Origin of the sequence: Edaphosphingomonas fennica (assembly GCF_003034225.1) — a bacterium.
GTDB classification, from domain to species: Bacteria; Pseudomonadota; Alphaproteobacteria; order Sphingomonadales; family Sphingomonadaceae; genus Sphingomonas_E; species Sphingomonas_E fennica.
The window spans coordinates 24,983-42,329 of the sequence record NZ_PHHF01000030.1 but is presented as its reverse complement, the minus strand read 5'-3'; the positions used below and the strand labels follow the sequence as shown (position 1 = coordinate 42,329).

General features: G+C 64.0%; 24 protein-coding genes and 1 pseudogene. 14 read left to right on the top strand and 11 right to left on the bottom strand.

What is annotated here, in order from left to right; translation table 11 throughout:
* Window positions 1-128 precede the first annotated feature (128 nt).
* Entirely contained in the window at window positions 129-404 is a 276-nt protein-coding gene (locus tag CV103_RS22640) for a hypothetical protein (protein ID WP_211314368.1), read from the bottom strand.
* Window positions 405-467: 63 nt separating this feature from the next.
* On the opposite strand from CV103_RS22640, the gene CV103_RS07140 reads away from it, so the two are divergent.
* The 7 genes from CV103_RS07140 to CV103_RS07115 all read left to right on the top strand — a co-directional run bounded on the left by CV103_RS07140 (window position 468) and on the right by CV103_RS07115 (window position 3,010).
* Entirely contained in the window at window positions 468-1,142 is a 675-nt protein-coding gene (locus CV103_RS07140; protein ID WP_107394467.1) for a type IV toxin-antitoxin system AbiEi family antitoxin domain-containing protein, read from the top strand.
* On the top strand, window positions 1,135-2,007 hold the full coding sequence (locus CV103_RS07135) for a nucleotidyl transferase AbiEii/AbiGii toxin family protein (protein WP_107394466.1): 873 nt from the start codon (window positions 1,135-1,137) through the stop codon (window positions 2,005-2,007). Before CV103_RS07140 ends, CV103_RS07135 begins: the two co-directional genes overlap by 8 nt.
* Window positions 2,004-2,156 (top strand): hypothetical protein, encoded by a 153-nt coding sequence (locus CV103_RS22375; protein WP_170112580.1) that lies wholly within the window; start codon window positions 2,004-2,006, stop codon window positions 2,154-2,156. Before CV103_RS07135 ends, CV103_RS22375 begins: the two co-directional genes overlap by 4 nt.
* 9 nt (window positions 2,157-2,165) lie before the next feature.
* The gene (locus CV103_RS22635) at window positions 2,166-2,399 is read left to right on the top strand and encodes a hypothetical protein (RefSeq protein ID WP_211314367.1); all 234 of its coding nucleotides are present in this window, start codon (window positions 2,166-2,168) and stop codon (window positions 2,397-2,399) included.
* The gene (locus tag CV103_RS23210) at window positions 2,353-2,574 is read left to right on the top strand and encodes a formate dehydrogenase accessory sulfurtransferase FdhD (protein WP_425443835.1); all 222 of its coding nucleotides are present in this window, start codon (window positions 2,353-2,355) and stop codon (window positions 2,572-2,574) included. The genes CV103_RS22635 and CV103_RS23210 overlap by 47 nt, the downstream gene beginning before the upstream one ends.
* Window positions 2,490-2,666, top strand: coding sequence for a hypothetical protein (locus CV103_RS07120; protein WP_245896706.1), 177 nt, complete (start codon window positions 2,490-2,492; stop codon window positions 2,664-2,666). The genes CV103_RS23210 and CV103_RS07120 overlap by 85 nt, the downstream gene beginning before the upstream one ends.
* Window positions 2,667-2,794: 128 nt before the next feature.
* Window positions 2,795-3,010 carry a hypothetical protein gene (locus CV103_RS07115; protein WP_107394465.1) on the top strand — a complete coding sequence of 72 codons (216 nt, stop codon included), beginning with the start codon at window positions 2,795-2,797 and terminating at the stop codon, window positions 3,008-3,010.
* A gap of 78 nt (window positions 3,011-3,088) precedes the next feature.
* Here CV103_RS07115 and CV103_RS07110 read toward each other — a convergent pair whose 3' ends face one another.
* Complete coding sequence (locus tag CV103_RS07110) at window positions 3,089-3,745, bottom strand: EAL domain-containing protein (RefSeq protein WP_211314366.1); 657 nt, start codon at window positions 3,743-3,745, stop codon at window positions 3,089-3,091.
* 246 nt (window positions 3,746-3,991) lie between these two features.
* Window positions 3,992-4,645 (bottom strand): TetR/AcrR family transcriptional regulator, encoded by a 654-nt coding sequence (locus tag CV103_RS07105; RefSeq protein ID WP_107394463.1) that lies wholly within the window; start codon window positions 4,643-4,645, stop codon window positions 3,992-3,994.
* Window positions 4,646-4,750: 105 nt separating this feature from the next.
* Between CV103_RS07105 and CV103_RS07100 the strand changes: the two genes are divergently transcribed.
* Together CV103_RS07100 and CV103_RS07095 are read left to right on the top strand one after the other, a co-directional pair.
* A complete protein-coding gene (locus CV103_RS07100) occupies window positions 4,751-5,965 on the top strand; it encodes a multidrug effflux MFS transporter (protein WP_107394462.1) in 1,215 nt (404 codons plus the stop codon).
* The gene (locus CV103_RS07095) at window positions 5,962-6,837 is read left to right on the top strand and encodes an SDR family oxidoreductase (RefSeq protein ID WP_107394461.1); all 876 of its coding nucleotides are present in this window, start codon (window positions 5,962-5,964) and stop codon (window positions 6,835-6,837) included. Before CV103_RS07100 ends, CV103_RS07095 begins: the two co-directional genes overlap by 4 nt.
* On the opposite strand, the gene CV103_RS07090 is transcribed toward CV103_RS07095, so the two are convergent.
* Both CV103_RS07090 and CV103_RS22370 read right to left on the bottom strand, forming a co-directional pair.
* Window positions 6,824-7,510: a pentapeptide repeat-containing protein gene (locus CV103_RS07090; RefSeq protein ID WP_107394460.1), complete on the bottom strand. Its 687-nt coding sequence runs from the start codon at window positions 7,508-7,510 to the stop codon at window positions 6,824-6,826. The genes CV103_RS07095 and CV103_RS07090 overlap by 14 nt on opposite strands.
* Window positions 7,511-7,742: 232 nt before the next feature.
* Entirely contained in the window at window positions 7,743-7,979 is a 237-nt protein-coding gene (locus tag CV103_RS22370; RefSeq protein ID WP_170112577.1) for a hypothetical protein, read from the bottom strand.
* Between the two features lie 95 nt (window positions 7,980-8,074).
* Here CV103_RS22370 and CV103_RS23205 point away from each other — a divergent pair.
* The 4 genes and pseudogenes from CV103_RS23205 to CV103_RS07075 form a co-directional block, all read left to right on the top strand.
* Window positions 8,075-8,188 (top strand): annotated as a pseudogene (locus CV103_RS23205) (transposase); the annotation flags it as partial.
* A 221-nt stretch (window positions 8,189-8,409) separates the two neighbouring features.
* Window positions 8,410-8,703, top strand: a complete 294-nt coding sequence (locus tag CV103_RS22810) for a hypothetical protein (protein ID WP_245896705.1) — start codon at window positions 8,410-8,412, stop codon at window positions 8,701-8,703.
* A 103-nt stretch (window positions 8,704-8,806) separates the two neighbouring features.
* Complete coding sequence (locus CV103_RS07080; protein WP_245896703.1) at window positions 8,807-9,769, top strand: division plane positioning ATPase MipZ; 963 nt, start codon at window positions 8,807-8,809, stop codon at window positions 9,767-9,769.
* Window positions 9,770-9,805: 36 nt separating this feature from the next.
* Complete coding sequence (locus tag CV103_RS07075) at window positions 9,806-10,732, top strand: hypothetical protein (protein ID WP_107394459.1); 927 nt, start codon at window positions 9,806-9,808, stop codon at window positions 10,730-10,732.
* 7 nt (window positions 10,733-10,739) lie between these two features.
* On the opposite strand, the gene CV103_RS07070 is transcribed toward CV103_RS07075, so the two are convergent.
* Genes CV103_RS07070 through cyoA form a run of 5 tightly spaced genes read right to left on the bottom strand, consistent with a single transcriptional unit; the run spans window position 10,740 to window position 15,577 of the window.
* Entirely contained in the window at window positions 10,740-11,471 is a 732-nt protein-coding gene (locus CV103_RS07070) for an SURF1 family protein (protein ID WP_107394458.1), read from the bottom strand.
* Window positions 11,472-11,478: 7 nt separating this feature from the next.
* Entirely contained in the window at window positions 11,479-11,877 is a 399-nt protein-coding gene (gene cyoD, locus CV103_RS07065) for a cytochrome o ubiquinol oxidase subunit IV (RefSeq protein WP_146163393.1), read from the bottom strand.
* Window positions 11,874-12,509 carry a cytochrome o ubiquinol oxidase subunit III gene (cyoC, locus tag CV103_RS07060; RefSeq protein ID WP_107394456.1) on the bottom strand — a complete coding sequence of 212 codons (636 nt, stop codon included), beginning with the start codon at window positions 12,507-12,509 and terminating at the stop codon, window positions 11,874-11,876. The genes cyoD and cyoC overlap by 4 nt, the downstream gene beginning before the upstream one ends.
* A gap of 1 nt (window position 12,510) precedes the next feature.
* Window positions 12,511-14,511: a cytochrome o ubiquinol oxidase subunit I gene (gene cyoB, locus CV103_RS07055; protein WP_107394455.1), complete on the bottom strand. Its 2,001-nt coding sequence runs from the start codon at window positions 14,509-14,511 to the stop codon at window positions 12,511-12,513.
* Between the two features lie 22 nt (window positions 14,512-14,533).
* A complete protein-coding gene (gene cyoA / locus CV103_RS07050) occupies window positions 14,534-15,577 on the bottom strand; it encodes a ubiquinol oxidase subunit II (RefSeq protein ID WP_107394454.1) in 1,044 nt (347 codons plus the stop codon).
* A gap of 205 nt (window positions 15,578-15,782) precedes the next feature.
* Between cyoA and CV103_RS07045 the strand changes: the two genes are divergently transcribed.
* A complete protein-coding gene (locus CV103_RS07045) occupies window positions 15,783-17,099 on the top strand; it encodes an MFS transporter (RefSeq protein WP_425443834.1) in 1,317 nt (438 codons plus the stop codon).
* A 34-nt stretch (window positions 17,100-17,133) separates the two neighbouring features.
* Here the strand turns inward: CV103_RS07045 and CV103_RS22365 are convergent, their stop codons facing one another.
* Complete coding sequence (locus CV103_RS22365) at window positions 17,134-17,286, bottom strand: hypothetical protein (protein WP_170112579.1); 153 nt, start codon at window positions 17,284-17,286, stop codon at window positions 17,134-17,136.
* Between the last annotated feature and the right edge of the window lie 61 nt (window positions 17,287-17,347).

Genomic DNA, 17,347 nt, shown 5'->3' with positions numbered 1-17,347 from the left:
ATGGTAAGTGAGAAAATCGCGTGGGGAGGGCGGTTTTTCGCGCGTCTTGCTCGATGCGTCACAGACGGCGCGGCGTAGATCGTTCTTGATCACCGCCGCCTAAGCGAGCGACCGGATAATGCTACCTATCAAATGGCAACGCTGGCAAGCTTGGTGTTGGCGACGGTAAACGCTCCCATGGCGCGAATGTCTCCGCGCACGAATTCGCCGACCTGATTGTTGATCCTAGCAGCGCGACCGATTTCAGTGCGCCCGCGTTCTCCTTGTTCTCGGAAGTCAGCCCAGTTCTGCAACTGGAGTTTGTCGAGGAAATGAGCATTGCCGTCGGGAAAGTCTGAGCGGTTGCGCGGGAGTTTTCGCGACTGTCGGGCTACGCGCTTGCACTGGCCACCTGACGCGATCACGCTCGGAGCCTAGCAATTAGAAAATTCTGGAAACTTTCATAAATTGGAAGTATCAGGAATTTCATGTCATCGTTGGCGCAGCAGGTCACGGCAGCGGGTCTGGCCGATCATATCCTCAGCGAGCGCCAGATCGGCGACCTGCTGGGGGGCGGTGACGCGCGGCGCTACGGTCTGGTCAACCGTGCGCTCAAGGATGGTTCCCTGCTTCGCATGAAGCGCGGGACTTATGTGCTAGGCAAGCGCTATCGTAGCGAAACTGTCCATCCCTTCACTATTGCGCAAGGTCTGGTGCCGGGTAGCTACGTCTCTTTCGAAAGCGCGCTCGCCCATCATGGCTGGATCCCCGAAGCGGTCTTCGTGACCGCGAGCGTGTCTCCCGGCCGCAAGACGCTCCGCTTCGAAACGCCGGACTTCGGCGCGTTTAGCTTCCATCCGCTCGCCATCGCGGACTACCGATTTCTGACCGGCGTTGATCGCGTGCAGATGGGCAAGCTCACGGCCTTCGTCGCACAGCCGCTGCGGGCATTGTTGGACCTCGTTGCCCTGCGCAAGGAGGAGTGGGCCGGCCTCGAGTGGCTGACCCAGGGCATGCGGATCGATGAGGACATGCTCTTCGGGCTTCGACGGAAGGATTTCGCCAAGCTGAAATCGGTCTACAAGCACAAGGCGGTGAACGGCTTCCTCACCGCGCTCGAGAGCGCCGTGCTGGCGAGGAAGAGGCCGTCGGTAGATGATTGATATCATCCAAGAAAAGCTGCGTCGCTATAATGCCGCCAACGCGATCGAGGAAGAGAACGCGGTCAAGGAAATCCTCCAGGAGATCGCGCTCTACGCGCTGTGGCGCGGCGATTTCTTCGACATCGCCCTCTTTCAGGGTGGAACGTCCCTACGTATCCTCCATGGCCTGCCGCGTTTCTCCGAGGATCTCGACTTCCTGCTGCGGGAGCCTGATCCAGGGTTCGACTGGACGCCCTATCTCAGGACGCTGATCGAGGTGTTCGGCCAGTTCGGGCTGAAGCTTGATGCGCTGCCCAGGACGAAGATGGACACGGCGATCCGCCAGGCGCTGATCAAGAACGATTCCATCGCGAGCCAGCTAGACTTGTCTTTCGCTGGAGCGGGCAAGCCGAAGACGATCCGGATCAAGCTCGAGATAGACGTCAACCCGCCCACGGGCTCGGGCGAGGCATCGACCTATCTCGATTTTCCAGCGGATCACGAGGTCCGCCACCAGGATCTGCCGTCCAATTTCGCGCTCAAGATCCATGCCCTCCTCTGCCGGGGCTTTCTCAAGGGCAGGGACTGGTTCGATTTCTCCTGGTATGTCGCCAAAGGCGTAGCGCCCAATCTGCCGCTTCTGCGCACGGCGCTTGTCCAGGCCGGCCCCTGGGCGGGCGATGATCACATCGTCGTCAACACGGTGTGGCTGAACGAAGCGCTGGGGAGCACGATCGCGAAGATCGACTGGAAGGCGGCCGCTGACGACGTGCGCCGTTTCCTGCGCCCGGCCGAACTCAAATCGCTCGATCTGTGGAGCGAACGCTTTTTCCTCGCCAAACTGGACAGACTGCCTCCCCCACCGCAGGAAGCAGCCATGCCATGACCGGCAAATTCTCCGCCTTCTTCGTCAAGGCGCTGGTCGATACGATCACCGGCGGCACCGCCCGCCGCCCCCGGAGAGCGGACGAATTCAACGCGCCTGTGCGCGATTCCCGGTCGACCGGTCGAATCAGGATTGTCGTCAGGTTTTAGACCTGCCCCATGAGCAATACGGAATCAGATCCCGACATTATCGCGGAGGATCCCCGGCTGGACGGACTCAAGGACCGCCACGATGCAGCCCATTCGGTCGAGGAGGAACGGGCCCGGCCTGCCGCAAAAGACCGTCACCTTGAGGACAACGGCACGCTGCTGGGAGACCGTGAAGCCTGCGGTGAACGCAAGAAAAATGGGGAGGTTCACGAATGGGTTCATGATCGCGAAGAATGCGCCTAAGCGCTTTCATCAGGTCGACATAACTCATGACAGCCTCTCCGGGCGGCGTGCGCTTCTTTCGTATACCGGCTTCATGCTGCTGACGGCCCGATGCAGTTACGAGCTTGTCGAGAAGACCATCCGCGCGGGCTGCCCTATGCTCGTGACGGTTTCTGCCCGACCAGCCTCGCGGTAGCGCGCGCGGCCGATGCCGGCCTGACTCTGGTGGCGCTGGCCCGCCAAGACAGCGCGCTTGTCGTCTGCGACGATCGCGGGCTTATCGCCTGAGCCAGCACCATTTCTGGCCACTCGCGACGCGCCGGTTTCTTGATGCAAGCGGCCGCCGACGGATGTGGGACATACGTAGCGACGCTCGCCGACCCAAAGGATAAGCAGGGGAAGCGAAGGAACGAACGATGGCCGCCTTTCGAATCTGCTTCTTCAACGAGATCCCGGATTCGACCGGACATGATCACCATTGCTGCCAGAGAAGCATCGAGATCCTCGAAGCCGCGGATGTGGAGGAAGCCATAGCACTTGCGATCCGCGAGTTTGAGGAGCTGGAGAAGATCGCGCGCTGGGATCTGCACGCCCATACCTACGAGTGTGCTCCCCTTGATATGGACATCTAGTCCGCAAATCTCGTTGCGTGCTTCAACCTGAGGAGGCGTCAGCGTCCCACGTGTCGTCAACCGAGCGTGCGAGAGCGATCAGGCGGCATCAAGCATCCGACCGTCAAGATTCAACTCTGAGATGGGAGCTGGCCGGCCGAACAGATAGCCCTGCAGCGCGTGGCAACCCGCGGCGCGCAGTAGCGTCGCCTGTGCCGAGGTTTCGACGCCTTCGGCTATCACCTGGAGATCGAGCGCATTGGCGATGTGCACCATGCCCGAGATCAGCAGCCGTGCCTTGGGATCGGTGCCGAGAGAGCTCACCAGCGATCGGTCGATCTTGATGCAGTCGAACCCATAGGATGGGAGGTAGGCGATGCTGGTGAAGCCGGTTCCGAAGTCGTCGAGCGCGAATTTGACGCCCAAAGCCCTTAGCGTATCGATCGCCTGCCGGGCGCGATCGGGGTGATCGATGAGATGCTTCTCGGTGATTTCAAGCTGCAGCCGATGCGCGGGGAATCCCGTTTCCTCAAGGACCTGCTTGATCTCGGTCTCAAAGCCGAGATGGCGGAACTGCGCAGGTGAGATGTTCACGCTCAGCTTGCAATCGGCAAAGTCACGCATTTCCGAGCACGCTCGACGAAGCACGAACAACCCCAGCTGCTGGATGAAACCGCCAACTTCCGCGATTTCGATGAAATCGTCAGGGGCGATCGGGCCATCGGGACGGCGCGGCCAGCGAGCGAGTGCTTCCACCCAGGCTGTGCCAAAACCCGTCAACAAGTTCAGCCGGCCGGCGGCGCGTGATGCCAGAGCGCGGGGTGAAATCAAACCGCAGCGAGCAGCTTGATCAACCCAAAGGCGTTTGCGGCGTGGGTGATGTGATAGGGTAGGACTGAGAGTGCGGTTTGAGCCTTCACCCGTCTCAGACCACGAGTGAGGAAGCGCGCCGACCAATCGATCATTATTCCGGGTGCCGGCAGATGCTGAAGATAGTCGAGGCTATTCGGCTACGAAGCCGAACGTCCGCAGCGCCAGTTCGATCTGTGCGGCGATCCGTTTGCGACTGAGGCCCTCTTTCCTGCCAAACAGGGCACACAGATGAAAGTCGCCCATTGCCGCGCCTAACAGCATTCCCGTCACGCGCTCGACATCGCCGATACTCGGGCGCGGACGTTCGAGCTTCAGGCGCTCCACGGCGGCCACCAGATAGCGATACCCTTTCGCCATCACGCGCTCATGGAAATCATCGGCCAGTTCCGGCGCGTGCTCCGCCTCCGAGATGAGAAGCCGCGTCAGGCGGACCTGGCGCGGCGACAGCACGAACGCGATCACCGCCGTCAGGCGGCGGCGCAGCTCCGCCAATGGATCGGCGATCGGCACAGCGTCGCGCTCGTCCCAGGGGCAATCGTCGGCGACGACGACAATCGCGGCCAACAGCCGGCTCTTGTCCGCATAGAAGGCGTAGATCGTCTTCTTCGACATGCCGGCGGTCCGCGCCACGTCCTCCATCGTGGCAGCGCCATAGCCGCTGGTTGTGAATACCTGCTCGGCGGCCTGAAGGATGCGCCGCCGCCGCTCGCTGTCCGAATAGACCGGAGGTCGTCCAGCCCTGGCAACGGCATGATCGGGAAAGGTCGAGGAGGTTCTTGACATTACGGAACGATATCGTTTCCTATCGCGGTTTCAAAACGCTACCGTTTCCGAACCGCCGGCGCAAATCCGGGGCGGAGTGGAAGATATCCGGCAAGGTCATTCGCATTGCAGCCCATAGCATCAAGACGCATCGCACCCATCCTCGGAGGCCTCGGCGCGCTCGCGCCATTGGCCATCGACATGTATCTTCCCGGCATGCCGCGGATCGCCGCCGATCTGCACGCCGGCGAGGGTTCTGTTCAATTCAGCCTCATGACCTTCTTCGCGGGCCTGATGATCGGCCAGCTCTTCTGCGGCCCGCTCTCCGACAGGATCGGGCGCAAGCCGACCATCTATGCGGGCCTCGCGCTGTTCGTCGCCGCCGCGCTCGGCTGCGCGAGCGCCGCGACGCCCGAGCAGTTGATCGCCTGGCGCTTCGCGCAGGGCCTTGGCGGCTCGGTCGGCATGACGATCAGCATGGCCATCATCCGTGACCTTTACACCGGCCATGCCGCTGCCCGCCTGATGGGGCTGATGATGATGGCGCTCAGTGTCGCGCCCGTCATTGCGCCGCTGCTGGGAACGGCCATCCTTGCCTTTGCACCCTGGCCGGCCCTGTTCGTGCTGCTGGCGATCGTCGGCGCTGGCTGCGCGCTACTGGTCGCCACCGTTCTGCCAGAGACGCGGCCGCCTGCCCTGCGGACGGCGACCCGCCCGGCCGACGTGGCGCGCAACTATCTGCATCTGATCGTCAGCCCGCGCTACATCGCCTATGTCGGTGTGATGGCCGTCGCACAGGCGGGCTTCTTCGCTTACCTCGCCGGCTCGTCCTTCGTGTTCATCTCCGTCCACGGCCTGACGCCGGCCGCCTACAGCCTGATCTTCGCCATGAATGCCGTCGGCCTGACGGCCGGCGCGCAACTCGCGCCTCGTCTCATGCATCGCTTCGCCCCACAGACGATCGTTCGCGCGGCACTGGCCGTTTATGCGGCGGCAGCGGTCTTTCTCGCCCTGCTCGAACTGGGCGGCGGCGCGGGCATCGTGGCGCTGGCCGCCTTGCTGTTCGTGGCGATCACCGCGCTCGCCTTCGTGATGCCGCTGAACAGCATGATGGCGCTCGAATCCTATGGCGCCATCTCGGGCACGGCCGCAGCACTGATGGGCACGATCCAGTTCGCCGCCGGAACCCTCGCCTCGCTCATCGTCGGGCTTACCGCCGACGGCACGGCATTGCCGATGGTGCTGACGATCGCGGTAAGCGGCATCGCCGCCTGCCTGCTTGCCTTTGGTGCTTTTCCGAAGGCGCACGTTTACGAAGCGCAGAAGGAACCCGCATCATGATCGGAATCACCGGCGCCACCGGCAAGCTCGGCCGGCTCGTCATCTACACGCTCTTGCAGACGGTCCCCGCATCCGACATTACGGCGCTGGCGCGCAGCCCCGACAAGGCCGCGGACCTTGCCGCGAAGGGCGTCGCCGTCCGGCAGGCCGACTATGATCGGCCCGAGACGCTCGACAGCGCCCTTGCCGGGATCGAGCGGCTGCTGCTGATCTCGTCGAACGAGATGGGCCGGCGCGTGCCGCAGCACCGCGCGGTGATCGCGGCGGCAAAGCAAGCGCAAGTGAAGCTGCTGGCCTATACCAGCCTGCTCCATTCCGACCGCTCCCCGCTTGCGGTGAGGGAGGAGCATGTCGCGACCGAGGCGGCATTGGCCGAGGTCGCCGTTCCCTACGTTCTGCTACGCAACGGCTGGTATCTCGAAAACTATACGGGCAGCGTTGGCATGGCGATCGATAGCGGATCGATTATCGGCGCCGCCGGTGACGGGCGCATCTCGGCCGCCGCGCGCGCCGACTATGCCGCTGCGGCGGCGGCCATCCTGACGGCCACTGCCGATCAGGCAGGCCAAGTCTATGAGCTTGCGGGCGATACGGCCTTCACTCTCGCCGAGCTCGCGGCGCAAATCACCCGGCTTTCCGGCAAGACCGTCACCTATCGCGACCTGCCGGCGGACGAATGCCGGGCGGCGCTCATGGTGCGCGGCCTGCCGGAGCCGATCGCCGCACGGATGATCGCCTCCGACATCGGCATCGCCAAGGGCGGCCTGTTCGATGACAGCCGCCAGCTCAGCCGGCTCATCGGGCGGCCGACCACGCCGCTGTCGGAGGCCCTCGCGACAGCGCTGAAGGACCGACCCATCAACGCACATTGAGTCCCAGTTCGCTCAAAAGCTGGCCGGCCTGCTCGCGGGAGATCGTCGCACCGCGAAACAGGCTGGCGTCGACAAGCCGTAAGCCGCCCAGGTCGGCCCCGCGCAGATCGGCGCCGTCGAAACGCGATCCCGTCATGACCGCATCGCGCAAACTGCACTTCTCGAAGATCGTCGCGCGGAAGTCGCACCTGCGCAGATCGGCTTGCCCGAAGTCGATCTTCTTTAAGGTCTGCTTGCGGAACGATAATCCCGGCAATTTGGCATGGATCAACAGGGTCTCATCAAAGCGGATATCGAGCGCTTTCGCGTTCGACAGGTCCGCGCCCGTCAGCTTGCATCGCTCGAATTTCGCGGCGGCAAGGGTTGATTCGCGCAGGACGCAATTATTGAAGTCGCTGGCGACGAAGGTGGCGTCGCTCAGGTCGGCTCCGGTGAATTGCGCGAAAGCGGCGCGGCAAGACCGCCAGGCCGTGCCCTCCAACTTCGCGCCGGTGAAGTCGGCGCGGCGCAGATTGCATCGCTCGAACGTCCAGCGGGATAGGTCCAGTCTGGCGAGGTCGGCCTCTTCGAGATCGCAGTCGATGAGATGAGACGGGGACGCGAGCAGACGCTCGACATCGGCCCGGGTCAATGCCTGCTCGTGAATTGAGCGATCGGAAAACAGATTATCCACTGGTGACTGGTAGCTCGGTCAGCCAATGTTATCCACACTCGCCATGCCTCTAAGCAATGGCCGCCCGCGGGAAGTCGTGCGTGAATGCGAAATAGCCGATTTAGGACGGCTGTTGCCGGTTGAACATGTGGAGCTGATGGCCGAGCAGGGCCCGCAACTCTACGCCGTTGACTGCCCCGCTGTTCTACCGACGCTCGCTCCAGGGTTACGCAAAGCGTGCCCCCAAGTTGTGCTAAAGCTGGCTGGCGATGGTCACTTGGCCTCCTGACTCGTCTGATGAACGGACTGACGCCTGTTGGTGTTCAGATAGGGCCGCAGCACCTAAAACGGCGGCGGCGGTGCTATCGGGGATGTGGCGATGAGCGGCTTTATCAAGGGGCATGACAGGAACCAGGTAAGTTTGCTCCCAGCCTGTGTCGATGATGTTGGCGAAGATGCGCTGGTTCGCATCGTCGATGGCTTTGTCCATAGCCTCGATCTGGCGGAACTCGGATTTCGGCGAGCAATAGCCTCATCTACTGGCCGCCCCGGCTATCATCCGGGCGACATGCTGCGTCTGTATATTTGGGTTATCTCAACCAACTGCGCTCCTCGAGGCATCTGGAACGGGCTTGCCTGCGCGATCTCGATGCGATGTGGCTCATGCGACGCCTCACACCCGATTATCGCACTATTGCCGCGTTCCGCCACGATAACCCCGAGGCGATCGTCAGGATGAGCGCAGCCTTCATCACGTTCTGTCGGGAGCAGGGCTTGGTGCGGGGTAATATTGTGCCGATCGACGGCACCAAGATGCGCCGGTCGCCAGCGCCAAGAACATTGCCGGGGCCGAACGGCTCGCCCGCGTCATCGCACATACCCAGGATGAGATCGCCTACTATCTCGATCGGCTCGACATCGTGGATAATCAGGAAGCCCAAGGGTTTGGCGAGCGGCCCCTCCATCGGCAAGCATTCAACGAGGCGATTGGCGCGCTTGAACGGCGTAAGGACAGACTCGTCAAGCGCCAAGCCGAGCTGGAGACCATCGGCCTCTTCATCTTCATTGGCCTCAAGCAGATGCACATCGGTGGCCAGATCGTCGACTATGCCTTCACCGCCATTGTGGCCGGCGCGGCGATCGCCTTCGCGCTTGCTGTGGGGCTGGGTGGCCGCGAGGTGGCCGCGCGCAAGTTGAACGAACTGATCAAATGAGGCGGTGGGGCTTCGGCCCCGCGCCCTTCGGTTTGCGCCCGGGCGGGATCACACGGTAGAGCCTCGGAAGGCTATCGATCCCCAGGGTAAGGCGGTCTCGAAAGTGACCGCGGAGCACGAACGGATGAATGCACGAACGATCATCGAAGAGGTGGGACGGCGGCGGAACGTCGCGCTCGAGGGCAAGCATCCGGACGTCGTTCTTGCCGATGTCGTCCATCGCCCGCTACCGCCCGCGCGGGTCATCGTGCTGGCGAACGAAAAGGGCGGCGTGGGCAAATCCACGATCGCCTTTCATCTGTGCGTGGCGCTGGCGGACGCAGGTGTATCGGTTGCCGCCGTCGACCTGGACAGACGCCAGCAGACCCTGTCGCGTGCGCTGCTGAACCGCGAAGCGACCGCCAGGCGGCTCGGCGTCGGTCTGCCTCTGCCAAAACAGCAGGTCCTCCAGGTGCAGAGCGGATCAATGCTCTGTCAGGAGATCAACCGCGTCGCCTGGAACGCTGACGTGGTGGTGGTCGACGCGGCAGGCTATGATTCCCCGATCGCAAGGCGGGCCATCGCCATCGCGGACACCGTGGTCACGCCGGTGAACAGCTCTTTCATCGACCTTGACCTGCTTGGGCGATTTCATCCCGTGTCGCTCGATGTCGTCGAAACGGGCTGTTTCGCGACCGCCCTCAACGAGATCCGCGACGCCCGGAGCCGCAATGGATTGCCCGGGATCGATTGGGTGGTCGTCCAGAACCGCACCCGCAAGGGCGCGAGCCAGAATCAGGAGCGGATCGAGACGGCCCTGGAGAAGCTCGCACTCCAGGCTGGGTTCAGGCTCGGCAGCGGCCTCGCCGAGCGGATGGCCTACCGCGAGCTTCTGCACCTCGGCCTCACCCATCTCGACATCCGCCGCATTCCGGACTTCGCGCGGGCGAGGGTCGAGGCCAACCGGGAAATCCTGGCTCTGGTGGCGGATCTCGCGGTATTGGAACCCCGGCAGTCGCACGTCGAAGGTCTTGGTCGCCCAGTGCAGGAAACGCTGGATCGCGCGCCGGTCGCATCGGCCGCATAGGCTGGTGTCGCCATATCAAATGAGGAACGGGCGCTGATGGCCACCGAGGAGACCCTTGCGCGTGTCGCGCCGTGCCGTTCCTTTGATCTTTCGGAGGATGCCGGCCTTCCACCGCTCCCCGGCACTCCCGCATCGGACCAAGCGGACGCCCCTGCCCTCGCCTGCCGGCTCTGGGAACTGCTCGAGGCAGCGAGCCACAATCGCATCCCAGCGCCCGCCCGCCGGGGTGACACGTCGCTTCCCGACGGGTTCGATGCCATCATGACTTCCGCCGCAGAATTCGAGGTCATGCCCGGCATAGCGCTGGCCGATGTGCTCTGGACGCGGAGCGCGCCTTACTGGAACGGTGAGATTGCGTACCGCCTGTTCGACAAGCGTGGGGCCGCGGGCGACGCCGCCGTGCCTGGCGCTGTCTTGTTGTTCGCCCAGGGTGCAGGAAGACGGGCGGCATTGCTCGGGCACGCCCAGCCCTTTGTCGTCGCAGAGGCAATCCTCGGCAGCTTCGACGTGCCGGGGCCCTATCTCGTTCTCGTCGTCTGCGAGGTCGACCCACTTGGCAAGGCCCGGGCGCTTCGCGGCTATGCGCAGCCCATCCTGAACGGGCAGCATTTCATGCCGGTCGCGAGCGGCTTCGAGCGGGATGTCTTCCAGGCGTTGATCGCGTTGCAAGCCAAGCTCGATGCCCACGGCCTCGAATGCACCGTCAGCCGGACGCTGTCGCCGGCGGGGCCGGGTCAGGACATCGAGATCGCCGTCGAGCACGAGAATGGCGAGCGCCTTGTCTTGCACGCCGTGCTTTGCCCGGACGACGGCGCGAAAGGCGGCGGCAGGAAGGATCAGGCAGCGCCCTTCATCGTCACGCCGCGACGGTTCGCCGACGGCTCGTTCCTGGCCTGGCTCGAGGGCGAGCTGGTGGCGGTGCCCGGCGCGAAGGGCGAGAGTGTGGAGAGGCCGGGCGACTGACCGCCGCTCAGCGATCTGCGCGGCGCACCACGACGATCCCGATGATCGACAGGATCGCCAGCGCGAACCAGGTCAGGGCATATTCGAGGTGATGATTGTAGAAGCGGACGATCGTCAGTCCGCCGATCGGCTGGCCGGCGGGCGCGCCCGCTGCGGCATCGATGAAATAGGGTGCGAGGCGTGGCACCCCCCTCTCCTTCCCGATCTCGGCGACGTCGCGCGAATACCAGCGCCCTCCCACAGGGTCGTTGCGCCGCAGGAACGCGCCCTTGGGTTCGCTCAACCGCAGAAGCCCTGTGACGGTGACGGGTCCTTCGGGCTCCCCCTCGCGGCGCGCCGTGCGGTCGCGTTTCTCGGGCGGAACGAACCCGCGGTTGACGAGCACCGCCCAGCCCTCGTCGGTGCGGAGCGGCGTCAGCACCCAATAGCCAGGCCCTTGCTCGGTGACGGCCTGCACCGTCGTCTCGCGATCATTCTCGAAGACGCCGTGGGCGGAGACGTGACGATAGGCGTCGTCCGCCGCGGCGATCCGGGGCCAGCCGTCCGGCCCTGGGGCGGGCGTCGCGGGCGCGCGCACACGCGCATCGACGGCCGCGATCAAGGCGAGCTTCCCGGCGCGGCGCTCGATCTGCCATATGCCGAGGGCCAGGAATATGAGCGTGCAGATGGCCAGCCCGGTGGTCAGCGCCTCTCTGGTCCGGCGCGGCGGGGGAGGTCCTTCGCCGGGCGCTTCGCGCATGCGCCGCTCAGTGGTTGCCCGACATGTCATGCATCTGGGCGACCCCATCCGCGGGCATCGGCATCATGTTCGCGTTGAGGTGGTACATGACCCAGATCGATCCGCCGATCGTAAGCACGACGATGACGGCCGTGAACAGGAAGGCGAGCAAGGTCCAGCCGCCTTCGGAGCGTGTGTCGAGATGGAGGAAGAAGACCACGTGCACGACGATCTGGATCAGAGCCAGGGCGAAGATCAGGATGGCGGTCGTCTGCATGTCCCGCAGCACGCCGGTCATCACCAGCCAAAAGGGTACGGCCGTCAGGACGATCGCGAGGATCGAGCCGATCCAGAAGTGGCGGCTGTTGTGTGCCGATCCCTGTGTGTGCTCGGGGTGCGCGGCCGTATGATGGGAGGGATTGCTCACCGGATGACTCCGAACAGGTAGACGAAGGTGAAGACCCCGATCCAGATGATGTCGAGGAAGTGCCAGAACATGCTGAGGCACATCAGCCGGCGCCGGTTCTCGGGAATGAGGCCGCGCTGGCCGACCTGCACGAGCATGACGGTGATCCAGATGAGGCCCACGGTGACGTGCGCGCCGTGCGTGCCGACCAGAGTATAGAAGGCCGAAAGAAAGGCGCTGCGCTGCGGTGTCGCGCCTTCGGCGAAGAGATGCGCGAACTCGTAGAGCTCGATGCCGACGAAGGCCGCACCGAGAAGCCCGGTAATCGCGAGCCATGCCCGCGTGGGGCCGACGCGTCCCTGCTCGATATGGGGGATCGCGGCGCCGAAGGTGATCGAGGAGGCGAGGAGGAAGGCGGTGTTCAGCGCAACCAGCGGCAGGTCGAAGATGTCGCGCGGCTGCGGTCCGCCTGCAAAGCTCGTGCTGACGACGCCGAACATCGCGAAGAGCGAGGCGAAGATGAGCGCATCGCTCATCAGATAGATCCAGAAGCCGAGGATGGTCGGACCGCTGCCGCCATGCTCGTGCGCATGCTCCTCGGTCACATGCCAGACCGGCGCGGCTGCGGCTGTTTCGGTAATCGCGTCGCTCATGTCAGGCCCCCGCCGCAAGCAGCTCTGAGCGCCCGCTTTCTATGGTTGCGACCTCCTCGGCCGGGATGAAATAGTCACGGTTGTAGTTGAAGGTGTGTGCGATCGCGACGACGAGGAGGCCGGCAAAGCTGAGCGCCGCCAGCCACCACATGTACCAGACCATCCCGAAGCCCATGGCAAGGGCGAGCGCGGAGAGGATCACGCCAGCGCCGGTGTTGCGCGGCATGTGGACCGGCCGGAAGCCGCCCGCAGGCCGTTCATAGCCCCTGGACTTCATGTCGTACCAGGCGTCGAGGTCGTGAATGACGGGCGTGAAAGCGAAATTATAGGCGGGCGGCGGCGAGGAGGTCGACCATTCGAGGGTCCGGCCGTTCCACGGATCGCCGGTCGTGTCGGCGAGTTGCTTGCGCTTCACGATGCCCATGACGATGCTCATCACGAAGCCGAGGATGCCGACGAGAATGATGAGCGCGCCGATGCCGGCGACGATGAAGTAGGGCTGGATCGAGGGATCGTCGAAATGGTGGACGCGCCGCGTCGTGCCCATCAGGCCGACGATGTAGATCGGCGTCCAGGCGACCCAGTAGCCGATCACCCAGCCCCAGAAGGCGACCTTGCCCCAGAACTCGTCGAGCTTGAACCCGAAGGCCTTGGGGAACCAGTAGACCATACCGGCGAACAGGCCGAAGACGACGCCGCCGATGATGGTGTTGTGGAAGTGGGCGACGAGGAACAGCGAGTTGTGGAGCACGAAGTCGGCAGGCGGGATCGCCAGCAGCACGCCGGTCATGCCGCCGACCGTGAAGGTCAGCATGAAGGCCACCACCCATTGCATTGGCAGGTCGAACCTGATGTCGCCCCGGTACATGGTGAAGAGCCAGTTGAAGATCTTGGCGCCGGTCGGGATCGAGATGACCATCGTCGCGATGCCGAAGAAGCTGTTGACGCTGGGGCCCGCGCCCATCGTGAAGAAGTGATGGAGCCAGACCAGATAGGAGAGGATCGTGATGACCACGGTCGCGTAGACCATCGAGGAATAGCCGAAGAGCGGCTTGCCCGAGAAGGTCGCGGTGATCTCGGAATAGATGCCGAAGGCCGGGAGCACGAGGACATAGACCTCGGGATGGCCCCAGATCCACACCATGTTCCAGTACATCATCGGCGCGCCGCCGAGCTCGTTCGTGAAGAAGTTGGTGCCGGCGTAGCGGTCGAGCAGCAACAGGAAGAAGGCGGCCGTGAGCGCGGGGAAGATGGCAATCGCCAGCACGTTCGAGCAGAGCGCGGTCCAGCAGAAGACCGGCATCTTCATCATCGACATGCCCGGTGCGCGCATCTTGATGATGGTGGCGACCATGTTGATGGCCGAGAGCGTCGTACCGACGCCCGCTATCTGGAGCGACCATAGGTAATAGTCGACACCTGTGTCCGGACTATAGGCGAGCTCGGCAAGCGGCGCGTAGCTCAGCCAGCCCGTCCGCGCGAACTCGCCGACGAAGAGCGAGATCATGCACAGCACCGCGCCCGCCACGGTCAGCCAGAAACTCAGATTGTTGAGGAAGGGGAAGGCGACGTCGCGCGCGCCGATCTGCAGCGGCATGACGAAGTTCACGAGACCCACGACCAGCGGAATCGCCACGAAGAAGATCATGATCGTCCCGTGTGCGGTGAAGATCTGGTCGTAATGGTGAGCGTTGAGGTAGCCCTCGTTCGCGCCGAAGGCCATTGCCTGCTGCAGCCGCATCATGATCGCGTCGGAGAAGCCGCGCAGCAGCATGATGATGCCGAGCACGATGTACATGATGCCGATCTTCTTGTGGTCGACGCTGGTGAACCACTCCTTCCAGAGATAGCCCCAGAGGCGATAGCGCGTGATCAGCCCGACGATCGCGAGTCCAAGCACGGCCACGACGATGAAGGTGCCGAGCAGGATCGGCTCGTGGATGGGGAAGGATTCCCACGTCAGGCGACCGAAGATGGTCTTGGTGAGACTGGTGCTGGTCATCGGGCTGGTCTCGCGGTCTTGATCATGGGTTCGTCGTGGCGGACGCGCTCGGAGCGAGCGGCCGAACCGGAGACGACATGGGGTGGTTGTGCGGGTCGCCGGGGGATGGCCGCGGCGCGGGCATGGAGGTGTCGCCGGCGGGCGCGTGGCCGAGACGGCGCAGGCTCTCGGCCGAGCGCGCGCTGTCCTGCGCCATGACATCGACCATGCAGGGCTTGCCGGGCGCGACGCACTGGTTGAGGACGCGGTCGAAAAGCTGCGATTGCACCGCCGCGTAGCGGATCACGGGCACCTTCTCGCTCGGAACCTCGAGCTTCAGATAGTCGGCGGCATTGAGCGTTCCGCCACCTTTCCGGACGCCCGCAACCCAGGACGTGAAGTCGGCCTGGCTCATTCCGCGCAACTGGAAGCGCATGTCGGAATAGCCGCGGCCGGTATAGTTGCCGGAATAGCCCCAGCTGTCGCCGGGCTTGTTGAGGACCGCGTTCAGCTCGGACTTCATGCCCGGCATCGCGTAGATCATGCCGGCGAGCGTCGGGGCGTAGAAGGTGTTGAACTGGCTGGTCGAGGTGATCGAGAAATGGACCGGCACATCGACGGGAACGGCGAGCTCGTTGACCGACGCGACGCCTTGTTCGGGATAGATGAACAGCCATTTCCAGTCGAGCGCCACGACCTGCACCTCGAGCGGCTTCGTGTTCGCCGGCACCGGCCGGCCCGGCGCGATCCGCTCGAGCGGCCGGAAGGGATCGAGCAGATGGGTGCTCGTCCAGGTCACGAGGCTCAGCGCGATGATGATGAGAAGCGGACCCGACCAGATGATGAGCTCGAGGGTCGTCGAGTGGTCGAAGGTCGGATCGTAGACCTTGTCGGGATTGCCGCGCCGATACCGCCAGGCGAACAGCACGGTCAGCACCATCACCGGCACGATGATGAGCAGCATCAGTCCGACGGCGGTGAGGATCAGGTTGCGCTGCTGGAGCGCGATGTCACCCGTGGGGTTCATCACGACCATGTCGCAGCCGCTCAGGAGCGCGAGCGCGCCCGTGGCCAACAATGTGCGCATCCAGCGCCGGATGGGGGATTCTCGCCTAGGCATATGACCCGATAGCCCTCCCGCGGCCCACGCGACTTTGACGAAGGTCAATTGTTATCCGCCGCATATCGGTCACCATCAAACAGGATCGCGAATCAATGCGTTGGTGCTAAAGTGCTCACGGACAGTACAATTTGATGTCGAAGGAGGGAAGCAGGGGATGGTGAGCACGACCATGGAACCGGCGTCGTCCACTCCGCTGGAACGCGACGCGCGCCTGATAAATGCGCGCGAGCATCGCATCAAACCGGGTGAGATCGCGGTCGGTGTCGTTATTGGGCGGACGTCGGAATTCTTCGACTTCTTCGTCTATGCGATTGCCTCGGTGCTGGTCTTCCCGAGCGTCATATTTCCCTTCGTCGATCGGTTGACTGGGACGCTCTATTCCTTTGCGATGTTCGCGCTCGCGTTCATCGCCCGTCCGATCGGCGCGTTCCTGTTCCTATGGATCGACCGGCAGCATGGGCGCGGCGTCAAGCTGACGATCGCGCTCTTCCTGCTCGGCGGCTCGACGATGGCGATGGCCTTCCTGCCGAGCTACCAGTCGGCCGGGGTTTTCGCCATTCTCATGCTGGGCCTGCTCCGCATCGGCCAGGGTTTTGCAACCGGCGGAACCTGGGACGGCCTTCCTTCGCTTTTGTCTCTGAACGCGCCGTCCGAGCGCCGCGGCTGGTTCGCGATGATCCCGCAGCTGGGAGCGCCGCTGGGGCTTCTCGTGGCCGCGGCCGTCTTCGCCTTCCTGCTGACGACGCTGTCGCCGGCCGATTTCCTCGATTGGGGGTGGCGCTATCCCTTCTTCGTCGCCTTCGCGATCAACGTCGTCGCGCTGTTCGCCCGCCTGCGCCTGATTTCGACGCCGGGTTTCGAGCGCCTGTACGAGAACCGGGAGCTTCAGCCCTCGCCCGTCATGGAAATGTTCCGCGAGGAAGGGCGGACCGTCGTGCTCGGCGCCTTCGCGCCGCTCGCGAGCTTCGCGCTGTTCCATCTCGTCACGGTGTTCCCGCTTTCCTGGGTCATTCTTCACGATGAGGCGCCCGCGCGCTTCCTCGTCATCGAGATCGTCGGCGCGGTCGTCGGCGTCGTCGCGGTCATGCTGTCCGGCGTGATCGCGGATCGGATCGGGCGGCGCACGGTGCTCGGCGTATCGGCCGCCCTCATCGCGGTCTACAGCGGGTTCGCGCCGCAACTGCTCGGCAAGGGCGATAGCGGCGAGTGGACCTACATGATGCTGGGCTTCCTGCTGCTGGGGCTCGCGTTCGGGCAATCCTCGGGCGCGGTGAACGGAAGCTTCTCGGCCAAGCACCGCTATACCGGCGCGGGCACGACGGCGACGGCGGCATGGCTGATCGGCGCCGGTTTCGCGCCGCTCGCCGCGCTGCTGCTCGCGAGCAATTTCGGGCTGATCGCGGTCGGAGCCTATCTGCTCTCGGGCGCGCTGTGCACGCTGGCTGCGCTCGGCATCAACCGGGAATGGGGGCGCAAGTCGGCCTAAGGCCGACTTCCCCTCGCCCCGCTGAATTTCCCGCTTAGTGTGCCGGCGCGAACTGTCGGTCCAGCAGGTCTTGGGCGGCCTGTGCCTCGGCGCTCGGCGGCAGGAATGTCGGCAGGATGGTCGTCACGATCCAGAAGGCGAGCATGCCGAGGAACACGCCCGCCGCAATTTTGAGAACCTCGCGCATCTCCCCTCCCTTTCGTGCGATTTGGTCGCGCCAACGGGGCTTCCCTGGTTTACGAATACCC

Excerpts from the sequence above, each read along its gene's own strand:
- CV103_RS07120 (WP_245896706.1), top strand. The coding sequence starts at position 2,490 with ATGCAGTTACGAGCTTGTCGAGAAGACCATCCGCGCGGGCTGCCCTAT.
- cyoA (WP_107394454.1), bottom strand. The coding sequence starts at position 15,577 with ATGCGCACATTGTTGGCCACGGGCGCGCTCGCGCTCCTGAGCGGCTGC.
- cyoB (WP_107394455.1), bottom strand. The coding sequence starts at position 14,511 with ATGACCAGCACCAGTCTCACCAAGACCATCTTCGGTCGCCTGACGTGG.
- CV103_RS22635 (WP_211314367.1), top strand. The coding sequence starts at position 2,166 with ATGAGCAATACGGAATCAGATCCCGACATTATCGCGGAGGATCCCCGG.
- CV103_RS23210 (WP_425443835.1), top strand. The coding sequence starts at position 2,353 with ATGGGGAGGTTCACGAATGGGTTCATGATCGCGAAGAATGCGCCTAAG.
- CV103_RS22375 (WP_170112580.1), top strand. The coding sequence starts at position 2,004 with ATGACCGGCAAATTCTCCGCCTTCTTCGTCAAGGCGCTGGTCGATACG.
- CV103_RS07095 (WP_107394461.1), top strand. The coding sequence starts at position 5,962 with ATGATCGGAATCACCGGCGCCACCGGCAAGCTCGGCCGGCTCGTCATC.
- CV103_RS07045 (WP_425443834.1), top strand. The coding sequence starts at position 15,783 with ATGGAACCGGCGTCGTCCACTCCGCTGGAACGCGACGCGCGCCTGATA.
- CV103_RS07070 (WP_107394458.1), bottom strand. The coding sequence starts at position 11,471 with ATGCGCGAAGCGCCCGGCGAAGGACCTCCCCCGCCGCGCCGGACCAGA.
- CV103_RS07135 (WP_107394466.1), top strand. The coding sequence starts at position 1,135 with ATGATTGATATCATCCAAGAAAAGCTGCGTCGCTATAATGCCGCCAAC.
- CV103_RS22370 (WP_170112577.1), bottom strand. The coding sequence starts at position 7,979 with ATGGACAAAGCCATCGACGATGCGAACCAGCGCATCTTCGCCAACATC.
- CV103_RS07075 (WP_107394459.1), top strand. The coding sequence starts at position 9,806 with ATGGCCACCGAGGAGACCCTTGCGCGTGTCGCGCCGTGCCGTTCCTTT.
- CV103_RS07115 (WP_107394465.1), top strand. The coding sequence starts at position 2,795 with ATGGCCGCCTTTCGAATCTGCTTCTTCAACGAGATCCCGGATTCGACC.
- CV103_RS07140 (WP_107394467.1), top strand. The coding sequence starts at position 468 with ATGTCATCGTTGGCGCAGCAGGTCACGGCAGCGGGTCTGGCCGATCAT.
- CV103_RS07105 (WP_107394463.1), bottom strand. The coding sequence starts at position 4,645 with ATGTCAAGAACCTCCTCGACCTTTCCCGATCATGCCGTTGCCAGGGCT.
- CV103_RS22365 (WP_170112579.1), bottom strand. The coding sequence starts at position 17,286 with ATGCGCGAGGTTCTCAAAATTGCGGCGGGCGTGTTCCTCGGCATGCTC.
- cyoC (WP_107394456.1), bottom strand. The coding sequence starts at position 12,509 with ATGAGCGACGCGATTACCGAAACAGCCGCAGCCGCGCCGGTCTGGCAT.